General features: G+C 75.8%; 9 protein-coding genes and 1 pseudogene. 6 read left to right on the plus strand and 4 right to left on the minus strand.

Annotated elements, in window-relative coordinates:
• Positions 1 to 157: 157 nt before the first annotated feature.
• Entirely contained in the window at positions 158 to 1,231 is a 1,074-nt protein-coding gene (locus ACRYR8_RS19355) for a zinc-binding dehydrogenase (protein ID WP_432485430.1), read from the minus strand.
• Positions 1,232 to 1,412: 181 nt separating this feature from the next.
• Between ACRYR8_RS19355 and ACRYR8_RS19360 the strand changes: the two genes are divergently transcribed.
• The gene (locus ACRYR8_RS19360; RefSeq protein ID WP_432485432.1) at positions 1,413 to 2,405 is read left to right on the plus strand and encodes a sugar-binding transcriptional regulator; all 993 of its coding nucleotides are present in this window, start codon (positions 1,413 to 1,415) and stop codon (positions 2,403 to 2,405) included.
• Positions 2,402 to 3,175, plus strand: a complete 774-nt coding sequence (locus ACRYR8_RS19365) for an SDR family NAD(P)-dependent oxidoreductase (protein WP_432485434.1) — start codon at positions 2,402 to 2,404, stop codon at positions 3,173 to 3,175. Before ACRYR8_RS19360 ends, ACRYR8_RS19365 begins: the two co-directional genes overlap by 4 nt.
• 29 nt (positions 3,176 to 3,204) lie before the next feature.
• Here the strand turns inward: ACRYR8_RS19365 and ACRYR8_RS19370 are convergent, their stop codons facing one another.
• On the minus strand, positions 3,205 to 4,797 hold the full coding sequence (locus ACRYR8_RS19370) for a methyl-accepting chemotaxis protein (protein WP_432485436.1): 1,593 nt from the start codon (positions 4,795 to 4,797) through the stop codon (positions 3,205 to 3,207).
• Positions 4,798 to 4,935: 138 nt separating this feature from the next.
• Between ACRYR8_RS19370 and ACRYR8_RS19375 the strand changes: the two genes are divergently transcribed.
• A complete protein-coding gene (locus ACRYR8_RS19375; RefSeq protein WP_432485438.1) occupies positions 4,936 to 6,018 on the plus strand; it encodes a magnesium and cobalt transport protein CorA in 1,083 nt (360 codons plus the stop codon).
• Between the two features lie 19 nt (positions 6,019 to 6,037).
• Here ACRYR8_RS19375 and ACRYR8_RS19380 read toward each other — a convergent pair whose 3' ends face one another.
• Positions 6,038 to 7,558, minus strand: coding sequence for an FGGY-family carbohydrate kinase (locus ACRYR8_RS19380; protein ID WP_432485440.1), 1,521 nt, complete (start codon positions 7,556 to 7,558; stop codon positions 6,038 to 6,040).
• Between the two features lie 137 nt (positions 7,559 to 7,695).
• Positions 7,696 to 8,745, minus strand: a pseudogene (locus ACRYR8_RS19385) (TDT family transporter); the annotation flags it as partial.
• A gap of 102 nt (positions 8,746 to 8,847) precedes the next feature.
• On the opposite strand from ACRYR8_RS19385, the gene ACRYR8_RS19390 reads away from it, so the two are divergent.
• From ACRYR8_RS19390 to ACRYR8_RS19400, 3 genes are all read left to right on the plus strand, one after another.
• Positions 8,848 to 9,759 (plus strand): LysR family transcriptional regulator, encoded by a 912-nt coding sequence (locus ACRYR8_RS19390; protein ID WP_432485442.1) that lies wholly within the window; start codon positions 8,848 to 8,850, stop codon positions 9,757 to 9,759.
• Positions 9,760 to 9,872: 113 nt separating this feature from the next.
• Positions 9,873 to 11,510: a histidine kinase N-terminal 7TM domain-containing diguanylate cyclase gene (locus tag ACRYR8_RS19395; protein WP_432485444.1), complete on the plus strand. Its 1,638-nt coding sequence runs from the start codon at positions 9,873 to 9,875 to the stop codon at positions 11,508 to 11,510.
• Between the two features lie 127 nt (positions 11,511 to 11,637).
• On the plus strand, positions 11,638 to 13,205 hold a 1,568-nt coding region (locus ACRYR8_RS19400; RefSeq protein ID WP_432486184.1), incomplete at its 3' end, for a histidine kinase N-terminal 7TM domain-containing diguanylate cyclase.

A 13,205-nucleotide genomic window follows, 5' to 3' on the forward strand; every position in this document is an offset into this window, starting at 1 on the left:
CCCTCGGGCGTGGCGGTCGAGCGGATCACCCCGTGCGGCACCGGCTGCACGTACTGCGCGTACAGCTCGCAGAACCCCGCCATCGCGTCGTCCACGAACGAGGACGGGTCCCCGAAGATCTTCGTCACTGCTCAGAACTCCTCAGGTGTCCGGTGCGTCAGGGGATGAGGGAGACCTTGACGGAGTTCGCCGAGTCGGCGACCAGGTTCAGCCCTTCCTGGAACTGCTCCAGGGGCAGCTGGTGCGAGCAGATCTCGTCCATGGGCAGGCGACCGGACTCGATGAGCCTCAGCGCCGCCGGCCAGGTGTTCTGCCCCAGGTGGGCGCCGAGGACGTTGAGCTCCTTGTCGTCGCTGATGATCGACCAGTCCACGCTCACCGGGTCCTTGAACACGCTGTACTCGACGAACGTGCCGAGCTTGCGCAGCAGGTTCAGTCCCTGCAGGACCGCGGAGGGGTGGCCGGTGCCCTCGATGTAGACGTCGGCGCCGTAGCCGTCGGTGAGGTCCTTCACGGCCTGCACCACGTCGACCTCGGTGATGTTCAGGGCGACGTCCGCGCCGCACTTCTTCGCCAGTTCCAGCTTCTGCGGCAGCGCGTCCAGCGCGATGATGCGCTTCGGGAACTTCGCCGCGGCACCGGCGATCATGCCCAGTCCGATCGGGCCGCACCCGGCGACGACGACGGTGTCGTCGAAGCGGATGTTCGCGCGCTCCACCGCGTGCAGGGCGCAGGACAGCGGCTCGGCGTAGGCGACGTGCGCCGGCGGCAGGTCGCCGGGAGCCTTGTGCACCAGCGCCTCGACCGGCAGCACGAGGTACTCCGCCATCGCGCCGGGCGTGCGGCGCTTGAAACCGAACATGTCGTGCGGCTGGCACATGTGGTAGTCGCCGCGGTTGCAGTACCGGCAGTTCCAGCACGGCACGATCTGCTCGGCGACCACGCGGTCGCCCTCGGACACGCCCCAGCGCTGCGTGGCCTCGGCGTCGATCTGGACGATGCGCCCGGTGAACTCGTGGCCGGGGATCACGCCGGTCTCGGTCCATGCGGGGCGGTTCTCGTCGCCCCAGAACTTCGCGGCGCCGTGGTAGCACTTCAGGTCCGAGGCGCAGATGCCCACGGCCTCGACCTTCAGCAGCGCCTCGCCGGGCCCGGGGACGGGCACCGGGACCTCTTCCATGCGGTAGTCCTCGGGACCGTGCACCACGACGGCCTTCATCGTGCTCGTCATCGTCTGCTCCTTCGCAGCACCTCCCGCGCCGTGGCGGGGGGCTCGTCGACCAGTGGGACCGCGCCGGGTCCGACGGCCGGGTGCACCACCCGTGCGCCCAGCGCCTGGCGAAACCGTACGGCGATGCGGCACACTTGTCCAGCACACATGTGCACACCCGTGGCGCGAGGAGGCGATCACCGTGGCGCAGGACGCGACGGACGGGCAGGCACCGGCAGGGCCGCCCCCCGGCGGCACCGGGCGCTTCCCGCTGCACCTCGTGCACACCGCCGCCACGCTCTACTACCTCCAGGACGCCACCCAGGCGCAGATCGCCCAGCGCCTGGGCACCTCCCGCGCCACGGTCAGCCGCCTGCTGCGCGACGCCCGCGAGCGCGGCCTCGTGCGCATCGAGGTCCTGCCGCTGCCGCAGCACGAGCCGGACGAGCTCGCCGGACGCCTCGCGCGGGCCCTCGGCCTCGAGCGCGTGCGGTTGTCCGCCGAGGCCGGCGCCGCCCACGTCCCCGAGGCCGTCTCCCCCGTGGTGGGCGAGGCGCTCACCGAAGCCGGCCTGCGGCCCGGCGACGTGCTGCTGGTCTCCTCCGGGCGCACCGTCTACGAGATCGCCCGCCGGCGCCTGCCCGACCTGCCCGGCGTCCTCGTGGCCCCCGTCGTCGGCGGGCAGGACGAGGCGGAACCCTGGTACCAGACCAACGAGATCACCCGCCGCGTCGCCGCGGCCGTCGGCGGGGTCCCGCGGTTCCTGTACGCGCCGGCGTTCCCCGGCCGCGAGCTGCGGGCCAGCCTGGACGCCGACCCGGTGTTCCAGCGGTTCGTCGAGCTGTGGCGCACCGCGCGCTGCGTCGTCACGGGCATCGGCGCACCGCCCCTGCTGCGCGACTCCATCCCGTCGTTCGTGCCGACCGTCGAGACCGCGCTGCGCGACTCCGTCGGAGACATCGCCACCCGGTTCTACGACGCGTCCGGCCGTGAGATCCCCTACGACGGGTCCGACCGCGTCGTCGCCGTACCCTTCGAGGCGCTGCACCGGATACCGACCCGGATCGCCGTGGCCCACGGCGCCCAGAAGGTCCCCGGCATCGTCGCGGGCGCCCGCGGCGGGCACTTCAACCAGCTCATCACCGACCCCGGCACGGCGACGCGGGTGCTCGCCGCCCTCCAGGAGGAATCGTGACCACCACCCCCAGCGGACCGTTCTCGCTCGCCGGTCGGCGCGCTCTCGTCACCGGCGCCTCCCAGGGCATCGGCGCCGACCTCGCCGGGTCGCTGGCCGCCGCCGGAGCCGACCTGGTCCTCTCCGGCCGGCGCGCCGCGCCCCTGGAGGAGCTGGCGCACGCGCTGGAGCAGCGGCACGGGGTGCGCACCGCGGTGGTCCTCGCCGACCTCTCCCTCGCCGAGGACACCGAGCGGCTGGCGGCCGAGGCCCTGGTGCCGTTCGGCGGTCTGGACGTCCTGGTGAGCAACGCGGGCGTCTCCCACCCGCAGAGCGTCGCCGACGTGGACGCCGCGACGTGGGACCTGACGATGGCGGTGAACCTGCGCGCGCCCGCCCTGCTGGGTTCCCGGGTGGGCCGGGCGATGGCCGCGGCAGGGCGGGGCAGCATCGTCAACGTCTCCTCCCTGGCCGGTTCCCTGGCGCTGGCCGACCACTACGCCTACTCCTCCAGCAAGGCGGCGCTGCTCATGGCGACGAAGGTCCTGGCCCTGGAGCTGGGGCCCTCGGGCGTGCGCGCGAACAGCGTCAGCCCCACGGTCGTCATGACCGACATGGGGCAGCGCGTGTGGGGCGGGCAGAAGGGCGAGCCGATGCTGGCGCGCATCCCGGCGGGCCGGTTCGTCGAGCCCGCCGAGGTCGGCAGCGCCGTGGTGTTCCTCGCCTCCGACGCCTCGGCGATGGTCAACGGCACCGACCTGAAGGTCGACGGGGGCTTCGCCGTCGCCTGAGGCGGGGGCACCGCCCCGCGCCCCCGGGGTCAGTACCGGAAGCGACCCACCAGCGCCTGCAGCTCGGCGGCGACCGCGTCCAGGTCACCGGCGGCGCGCTCGGACTCCGCGACGGACTCCTGCGTGGAGCGCGCCACGGCGGCGACCGCGCCGATGTTCGCGGCGATCCGCTCCGAACCGCCGGCGGCGTCCGCGATGCCGCGGCTCATCTCCGCGGTCGTCGCGGTCTGCTCCTCCACGGCGGCCGCGATGGTCGTCTGGTACTGGTCGATCTGCCCGATGACCCCGGTGACGGCGGTGATGGCGTCGGCCGCGCCGCGCGTGTCGGCCTGGATGGCCTGCACCCGCGCGGAGATGCTCTCGGTGGCCCGGGCGGTCTCCTGGGCGAGGTCCTTGACCTCCGAGGCGACGACCGCGAAGCCCTTGCCCATCTCCCCGGCGCGGGCGGCCTCGATGGTGGCGTTCAGCGCCAGCAGGTTCGTCTGCTCGGCGATGGCGGTGATGACCTTCACCACCTCACCGATCTCCCGGCTGGACTCGCCGAGCCGCTCCACCGTGCTGGTCGTGGCGCTCATGGCCTCCACGGCCTGCCCGGCGACGGCGGCGGCCTCGGAGGTGTTGCGGGCGATCTCCTCGATGGCCGAGCCCATCTGCGCGGACCCGGCGGCCACCCCCTGCACGTTGCGGGACACCTCGCCGGCCGCGCTGGAGACGACGTCGGCCTGGGCCGCGGACTCCACCGCGCCGTTGGCGATGCGCTGCGACAGGGAACCGATGCGCCGGCTGGTGCCGGTCAGCCCGGTGGCGCTGCGCTCGAAGGCGCCCATGACCTCGCCGATCGAGTCCAGCGCGGCGTTCAGGGAGCGGCTCATGCGGCACAGCTCGTCGTCCGTGGTGGGCGCCAGGCGCTGCGTCAGGTCGCCCTGCTCGGCGGCGGCCAGCACCTCGGCGGCCCGCCCGATGCGGAGGGTGAGGTTGCGGGTGGTGCGCCAGGCGACGACGGCGGCGAGGACGGCGGCGAACACGCAGACGGCCAGCATCGCCTTGAGGAAGCCGGCGCTGACGGCGCGCGCCTCGGTGCTCTCGACCCGGTTCTTCGCCTCCTCCATGTCGATGAGGACGTTGATCGAGGCGAGCCAGTCGACGAAGGCGGGTGCGACCTGGGCCGCCAGCAGCGCCTCGGCCGCCGCCTCGTCGCCGGAGCGCTCGAGGGAGACGACCTGCTCGATGAGCGGCAGCGTCCTCGCCTGGACGGCTTCGATGTCCGCCAGCGCGGCGCGCTCGGCGTCGTCGACGGCGGAGGGGTCGCTGAAGACCTCCGCCATCGCCACCGCGGACTCGTCGTACGCGTCCGTCAGCTCCTCGATGGTGGCGACCTGCTCGTCCACGCCGGCGCTGCTGTCGGCGAGCACGACGTCGCGCACCGCGATGGCACGGTCGTGGACACTGCCGCGGAAGTTGATGGCGTAGCGCTGCTTGACGCTGTTGAGGTCGTTGATGGTCGTCAAGCGGGCGTCGATCTCGCCCACGCGCGCTGCGCCGAACGCGGTCAGCGCCACCATGAGCAGCACGATCACAGCGAATCCGGCGCCGATGCGGCGGCCGATCGTCAACCCGGGCACGGCGGTGCTCCCTCGTCAGGCGCCCCGCACCGGAACGCGACCACCTCCTGCATCGGCAGCCGCGCCCGGGCGCTTGAGGGTTCCGGGACGCGGAGGTGGTGCACTGGTCCTCCCGCACGTCGTCGCAGGAGGTCACCGGTGTCGCCCCCACCGAACGAGCAGCAGCACCCGGACGCCCCGGGCACGGACCCCTCCCCGGACCTGGGCGACCTGTCGGGACTGCCGGTCGTGCGCTGCGAGCTGTACGCACCGGGTGCCCAGCCGCAGCGGGTGGAGGACCCCGGCGCTGCCCTGGCGGCGGCCCGCGCGGGCGGCGGCTTCCTGTGGATCGGCCTGCACGGGACCGACACCGCCCACATGACGCGGTTGCAGCGCCTGTTCGACCTGCCGCCGCTGGCGGTCGAGGACGCCGTCAACGCCCACCAGCGCCCCAAGTTCGAGCAGTACCCCGAGACGACCTTCGCCGTCCTCAAGCCCGTCCGGTACGTCGACCACGAGGAGGTCGTGGACGTCAGCGAGGTCGCCGTGTTCCTCGGCGCGCACTTCCTCATCACCGTGCGCCACGGCGACTCCAGCGTCGTCGCCGACGTCCGCGCCGAGGTCGACGCCGCGGCAGGTGGTCCCGACGGGCCCGACGGCCCCAGGCGCGTGCTCTACCGGCTGCTCGACCGCGTCGTGGACGGCTACAGCGACGTGGTGCAGGCCATCGCCGTGGACGTGGAGGAGATCGAGGAGAAGGTCTTCAGCGGCGGCGAGGACGACCACTCCGAGCGCATCTACAAGCTCAAGCGCGAGGTGCTGGAGTTCAAGAGGGCCGTGGTGCCGCTCATCGCCCCGGTGCAGCAGCTCGTCGACGGTGGACTGGCGCGCGCCGCCGACGGGCAGCGCCCGTACTACCGCGACGTGCTGGACCACCTGCTGCGGGCCGCCGACGCGATCGACGGCGACGACCGGCTGCTCACCGACATCCTGCAGGCCCAGCTCACGCAGGTCGGCGTCCGGCAGAACCGCGTCAGCGCGCAGCAGAACGAGGACATGCGCAGGATCTCCGCCTGGGCGGCGATCGCGCTGGTGCCCACGGCGATCGCCGGGATCTACGGCATGAACTTCGAGCACATGCCGGAGCTGTCCACCCGGTACGGGTACTTCGTGGTCCTCGGGGTGATCGTGGCGGCGTGCGGGGGCCTGTACCTGACGTTCCGCGCCAAGAAGTGGCTGTGAACCCCCGGGCGCGCCGGGCTCAACCCCGGCTGCGCCGCTCCAGCGCCGACAGCCGGTGCTGCAGGTCGGCCGTCGCCTCGTGCAGCCGCCGGTACGCCGGGTACAGCTCGGCGTACACCTCGCCGGCGACCGGGTCGGGTTCGGTGAGGGTTCCCACGGAGTTCCACGTGGCGTCGACGTCCAGGGCGCCGAGCGCGACGGCCGCGAACTTCGCGTCGCCGTAGGAGGCGCCGATGCGCTCGGCGGGCAGCTCCTGCGCGCGGCCGGTGGCGTCGCTGACGATCTGGGGCCACAACCCGGAGGCGGTGCCGCCGCCGACGCCCACGACGCGGCGCACCTCCACGCCGGCTGACTCGATGGCCTCCAGGTTGTGCCGCACGCTGAACGCGGTGGCCTCCAGCAGGGCGCGGTGCACCTCGCCGCGGGTGGAGCGCAGCGTCAGGCCCAGCAGGGCCCCGCGCGCGTCGGCGTCGGCGAACGGGGTGCGCTCGCCGGCGAAGTACGGCAGGGCGAGCAGGCCGTTGGCGCCGGGCGGTGCGGCGGCGGCCTCGGCGACGAGGTCGGCGACGTCCGGGGTGCCGGCCGTCTCGCGCCACCACTCCGCGGCCGCGCCCGTGCTCGCGGTGCCGGCGGCGAGGGTGGACTGCCCGGGGCGCACCCCGGCGGTCCCCCACAGGGCCGGGTGCGAGCGGGGTCCCTCGGTGACGGCGACGAAGAACGTCGTGGTGCCGTACATGACCATCAGGTCGCCGGGCGAGCCGACGTCCACGCTCTCCGCCTCGGCCCAGGCGTCGACGGTGCCCGCGGCGACGGGGGTGCCGGCGGGGACCCCCGTCTCGGCGGCGGCGGCCTCGGTGACGGTGCCGACCCGGTCGGACGGCCACACCAGGCGCGGCATCGGCAACCCCGGCACGACCTCCTCGCAGCGCTCGGCGATCCACGAGGCGGCGTGCCGGTCGTACAGGGGGGTGGTCTGGCTGGCGGAGTGGTGGTCGAGGACGTACTCCCCCGTCAGCCGGAACGCCAGGTAGGAGTTCGACATGAAGAAGTACCGGGCGCGGGCGAAGGCGTCGGGCCGGTGCCGGCGCAGCCACGCCAGCTTCGCCCCGGCGGCCTGGGAGGACATGCGCGAGCCGGAGCGGCGCAGCAGCTCCTCGGTGCCGTAGCGCTCCTCCAGCTCGGCGGCCTCGCCCAGCGCGCGGGTGTCGACGCCGTAGAGGATCGCCGGGTGCAGGGGCGTCCCGGCGTCGTCGGCGAGCAGCGCGGTGGGACCGATGCCGCTGGCGCACACCGCGACGACGCGGCCGGCGGCGGGGTCCGCGGGGTCGGCGGCGCGCGCGGTCAGCTCGCGCGCGACCGCGGTGAAGTCGCCCCACCAGACCGCGTCGGCGTCGTGCTCGACGTGGCCGGGGCGGGGGTGGCCGGTGCGGTGCGCCCGGGAGGCGCGGGCGAGCACGCGCCCGTCGAGGGTGACCAGGACCCCCTTGCTGCTGCCGGTGCCGATGTCCACCCCGAGCAGCAGTTCCGTCGTCCCGTGCACCGCCCCGCCCCCTCGTGCCGTCCTGCACCGCATCCTGTCACCGCCCCCGCGCGGGCGGGGCGGCGGTGCGGCCGTCCGGGGCGGCCGGGCATCGCGCCACGCAGCGCGACGTGCAGCGCGACGTGCAGCGTGCGCACGAACACGGTCGCCCACGCCGCCAGCAACCCCGCGTAGAGGGCGACCGCGGTCGCGGCGAACAGCGGCAGGCCGGTGCGCTCGGCCAGCCCGCTGCTGCCCGTGACGACGGTCCCCAGCGGGAACGTGAAGCTCCACCACGTCAGGCCGAACGGCAGGTGGGCGCGCGCGGCCCGCACCGTGACGGCCGCGGCGATGAGCGCCCACAGCAGCGCGAAGCCCCAGACGGGGACCCCGTAGAACACCGCGACCGCGTCGGCCGCGGCCGAGCGGGAGGCGGGCAGCACGCCCTGCGCGGCACCCGCCAGGAGCCCGGTGGCGGTGACCGACTGGCCCAGCGGCCCCAGCACCAGCCACAGCGTCGGTGCGGCCGCGGCCGCGCCGGGCCCGTGGTGCACCAGGCTCCCCCACAGCAGCGGCAGCACGGCCAGGCTGGCCAGCAGCGAGACGCCGAACAGCGCCCAGCACACCAGCAGCATCGTCTGGCGGTCCTGACCGGCCGGCAGGTGCGGCACGAGCAGCGCGCCGGTGCTCGCCGAGACCATCGGGGGGACCACGGGCACGAGCCAGCCGGCGCTGACGGCGCCGGGGCGGTCCCCGTGGCGGGTGAAGGCGCAGTAGGGCACCACCGCCGCGCACAGCACCCCCAGCAGGGTCCCGGCGCTCCACAGCACGACGTCGACGGCGAGCGCCGCGCGCCGCCCCACCACGTCACCGCCCACCAGCAGCGCGCCGGCGCCCACGGTGAGCAGCGCCATCGGCACGGCCCCCCACGTGTGGCTCACCACCGGGTGCGCGAGGTGGGCGCGCACGGTCGCCGGGTGCCGGGCGCACTGCACCGCGCCGGCCACCAGCAGGAGCACGAGCAGCGCCGCGCCCAGGACCCACACGCCGGCGGCGAAGGCCCGCTGGCCGGGCAGCTGCACCGGCAGGGTGACGGCGGCGGTCGCGACGATGCCGGTGCCCATCACGCAGGCGAACCAGCCGGGGGTCAGGTGCGCGACGGCGGCGGCGGGGAGCGCGGGGGCGTTCGGGGTCCGGGGGCGGTGCACGTCCCCACCGTCGTGCCGACACCCCCCGCCCGGTAGGGGTCCGCGGGTTGTGCACCCACAAGGGGAGGTTGTGGGTGGACCGGTGGGCGCTACCGTTCCCGGGTGCTGTCACCGCGCGTGCCGGACCTGGACGCGCTCGAGCTGCTGGTGGCCGTCGCCACGACCGGGAGCGTGGGCGCCGCGGCGCGCGAGCGCGGCACCAGCCAGCAGGCGGCCAGCGCCCGCCTGCGGCGCGTGGAGCGGCTCGTCGGGTTCCCGCTGCTGGAGCGCGGACCGCACGGTTCCCGCCCGACGCGCGAGGGCGCCCTGCTGGTGGAGTGGGCGCGGGACGTGCTGTCCGCGGCGGAGGTGCTCGACACCGGGATCTCCTCGCTGCGCGGCGCGCGCAGCTCCCACCTGCGGGTGGCCTCCAGCCTGACGGTCGCCGAGCACCTGCTGCCGCGCTGGCTGGCGCGGCTGGCCGCCGAGCGACCGGCCACGCGCGTCAGCCTGGATGCGGTGAACACCGAGGAGGTCGCCCGCCGGGTGCTCTCCGCCCGCGCCCACCTGGGGTTCGTGGAGGGCCCGGACCTGCCCACCGGGCTGACCGGCCGGGTCGTCGCCCGCGATGAGCTGCGGGTGGTCGTGCCCCCCGGTCACCCGTGGGCCCGGCGGCGCCGCCTCCTCGCCCCGTCGGACCTGGCGACGGCCCGGCTGGTGCAGCGCGAGCCGAGCTCGGGCACCCGGACCTCGCTGGAGGCGGCGCTGGCGACGGCCCTGCCCGATCTCGAACCCCCGGTGCCGCTGCTGGAGCTGTCCTCCACGAGCGCGGTGCGCTCGGCCGTGCTCGCCGGGGCCGGGCCCGCCGTCCTCAGCAGCTGGGCGGTGCGCGACGACGTGCACCGGGGCCGCCTGGTGGCGGTGGACGTCGAGGGGGTGGACCTGACGCGCGCGCTGCGGGCGGTGTGGCGCCGCGGCGAGCAGCCCGCCGGCCCCGCGCGCGACCTGCTGGCCGTCGCCGGCCGCACCCGCTGACGGCGGCACCGCCGCTCGCCCGTCCGGCCCAACCGGGGCTCCAGCGGGAGGCACCGCCCGCCGATGGGCCCAGCGGGAGCGGGGCACCCGCGGACGAGGAGAGGGGCGGCGCGATGCCGGACGTGCTCGGCACGCTCTTCGCGCTGTCCGCCCTCACCTGCGCGGTCACCGCGCTGCTCGCCCTGCACCACCGCCGCGCGACCTCGGCGGCGCCCGCGCTGGCGGCGACCATGGCCGGCACCACCGTGTGGTCCCTGGCGGCCCTGACGGCCCGGTCGGGGATCGGCACCGACGTGCAGGCGCTGGCCACCGTGGTGAGCCTGGCCGCCGTGCACGCCGTCAGCGGCGGCACCCACGTGCTGTACCGGGCCGTCGCCGACCCCTCCTACCGGGTGCCCCGTCCCCACGCGGCCGTCTTCCTCGTGGTGTGCGGCGCCCTGCTGCTGACCGCGACCCTGAACCCGCACGACCTGTTCTTCACGGGCGTCCACGTCGAGGGCGACCCCCCGCGGGTCGTCGGGGGGCTGGGGCCGCTGTTCTGGGTGCACACCGCCTGGAGCTACGCGGTCTGCGGCGCCGGCCTCGTGCCGCTCCTGCGCACCTGGCCGCGGGCACCGCGCGTGCTGCGCACCCAGATCGCCTGCCTCCTCGTGGGGGCCTGCGTGCCGACCGCGGGGAACGTGCTGACCCTCACCAGCCCGCAGTGGCTGGGCGGGGGCTCGGCGCCCGTGGACCTGACACCGCTGTTCTTCGTGGTCGCCGGCCTCGTCGACGCGGCCGCGATCCTGCGCGGCGGGCTGCTGCAGGTGGTCCCCGTGGCCCGGGCGCAGGTGCTGGAGATGCTCGCCGACGCCGTCGTCGTCGTGGACGGCGGCGGGCGCGTCGTGGACGTGAACCCCGCCGGGCGGGACCTGGTCCGGCGGGTGCGCCCGCACCTGCCGGCCGACGTCGCCGGGCTGCGCGCGCAGGACGTCCTCGGGCACGACCTGCAGGGGGCGGTCACCGGTGACCTGCGCCGGACCGTCGAGCTGCTGCCGGGCCTGCACGTCGACGTGCGCGTCAGCGCCCTCACCGACGGGCGGGGCCGGCCGCTGGGGCACGTCGTGGCCGCCCGCGACGTCAGCGACGCGGTCCGCTCCGCGCAGCGGCTGCGCGAGCAGCTCGACGTCATCGAGCGCCTGCGCGCGGAGCTGCAGGAGGAGTCCCTGCGCGACCCCCTCACCGGCCTGCACAACCGCCGCCACCTCGACACCGCCCTGGTCACCGCGCTCGCGCACGCCGACCACCACGGCCTGCCGGTGGGGGTGCTCCTGCTCGACGTCGACCGCTTCAAGTCCGTCAACGACGAGCACGGTCACGGCACCGGTGACGAGCTCCTGCGCACCCTGGCCGGTGTCCTCGACCGGGGGACGCGCGCGGGCGACACCGTCGTGCGCTACGGCGGGGAGGAGTTCGTCGTCCTGCTGCCCGGTGCCGACGGGGCCGGTGCGGTCGAGCGCGCCGGGCAGCTGCGCGCGGCGTGCGCCCGCGCGAACGTGGCGCTGCCCGTGCTCACCGGAGCGGGCGGGAACGGCGCGGCCGGGGACGGGCAGGGCCGGGCAGCGCCGCGGCTGCACCGCACCGTCTCCGTCGGCGTGGCGGCGTACCCGGCCGACGGGGCGGACGCGGCCTCGCTGCTGGCCGCGGCGGACCGGGCCCTGTACGCGGCGAAGGCCGCCGGCCGCGACCGGGTGGTCGCCGCCGGCACCTGACGCCCCGCGACCGGCTCCGCGACCGAAGCCCCCGGACGGTGCAGCCCGGCTCCAGGGCGCACCCGCCGCGGCCGATGCTCCAGGAGGAGCGCGCCGGTGGGGTGCGCGGTGCGAGCGGGGGGGGGACGTGCAGGAGCTGCTGGCCGCCGCCTTCGCCGTCTCGGCCGCCCTGACCACCGCCACGGCCGTCGTCGCCCGGCGCCGCCGCAGCGCCACCCCCGCCGCCACGGCGCTCGCCGGCACGTGCGCCTCGCTGGCGCTGTGGTCGGCCGTCACCGTGCTGGTGCACCTGGACCTGCCGCCCGTCGTGCACGTGTGGGCCAGCTACGCGGCGTTCGTCGGGGTCCTGGGGTGCGTGGTCGGCCTGTACCTGCTGGCCCGCACGATCGCCGACCCGCACCACCGCCCTTCGCGGCGGCAGGTCGCGGTGCTCACCGGCGTCCCGGGGCTCGTCCTGGTGGCGGTCGCCACCGACCCCCTGCACCACCTGTTCTTCCGCAGCACGGGGTACGTCGGGGACCCCGCGCACTTCTCGGTGGTGTTCGGGCCCCTCTTCTGGGTGCACACCGCCTGGTGCTACGGGCTGCTCGCACTGGCCGTCGCCCACCTGGTGCGCGCGCGGCGGCGCGCCCCGGCCGTCCTCCGGCACCAGATCACCAGCGTGCTCGTGGCCGCCGCCGCACCGCTGGCGGGCAACGTCGTCAACATCAGCGCTCCCGACCTGTTCGCCGGGCAGGACTTCACCCCCCTGTGCTTCACGGTGACCGCGCTCGTCAGCGCCCGCGCCGTCCTGCGGCAGGGACTGCTGGGGGTGGTGCCCGTGGCGCGCGCCGCGGTGCTGGAGACCGTCACCGACGCGGTGGTCGTCGTGGACGCCGGCGGGGCCGTCGTCGACGTCAACGCCGCCGGACGGGCGATGCTGCGGCAGGCGCGACCCGACCTGCCCGACCCCGTGGGCCTGCCCGCCCGTTCCTTCCTCAGCGCCCGGGCGCTGGCGGGTCTGCCCGGCGGGTACACCCGCTACGCGCTGGAGTACGTGCCCGGCCTGCACCTGGACGTGCGGATCACCGCCATCGCCGACGACCGCGGCCGCGCGCTGGGCCGCGTCGTGGTGGCCCGAGACGTCACCGAGCAGGTGGAGACCCGGCAGCACCTGGAGGACCAGCTGGCGCTGGTGGAACGGCTGCGCGCGCAGCTGGCCGAGGACTCCGTGCGCGACCCGCTGACGGGCCTGCACAACCGCCGGTTCCTCGACGTGGCGCTGGCCACCGAGCTGGAGCGGGCCGCGCGGCAGGGCTCGTCCCTGGGCGTGCTGACCCTGGACGCCGACCGCTTCAAGGCCGTCAACGACACCCACGGCCACGCCGCCGGTGACGACGTGCTCGTCGCGATCGCCGGCACCCTGACCGCAGGGGCGCGGCAGGGCGAGGTGGCCGTGCGCTGCGGCGGGGAGGAGTTCGTGGTGCTGCTGCCCGGCGCGGACGCCCGGGCGGTCCACCGGCGCGCGGAGGAGCTGCGCGCCGCCTGCGCCGCCCTGCGCGTGACCGTCGGCGGCGGCGCGCTCGTGCGCCCCACCGTCTCCGTCGGCACGGCCGTGCACCCCGGCGACGGGGTGGACGCGGCCTCGCTGCTGGCCGCGGCGGACCGGGCCCTGTACGCGGCGAAGGCCGCCGGCCGCGACCGGGTGGTCGCGGC

This window comes from Kineococcus esterisolvens (assembly GCF_050871405.1).
GTDB lineage: Bacteria > Actinomycetota > Actinomycetes > Actinomycetales > Kineococcaceae > Kineococcus.

Excerpts from the sequence above, each read along its gene's own strand:
- ACRYR8_RS19355 (WP_432485430.1), bottom strand. The coding sequence starts at position 1,231 with ATGACGAGCACGATGAAGGCCGTCGTGGTGCACGGTCCCGAGGACTAC.
- ACRYR8_RS19395 (WP_432485444.1), top strand. The coding sequence starts at position 9,873 with ATGCCGGACGTGCTCGGCACGCTCTTCGCGCTGTCCGCCCTCACCTGC.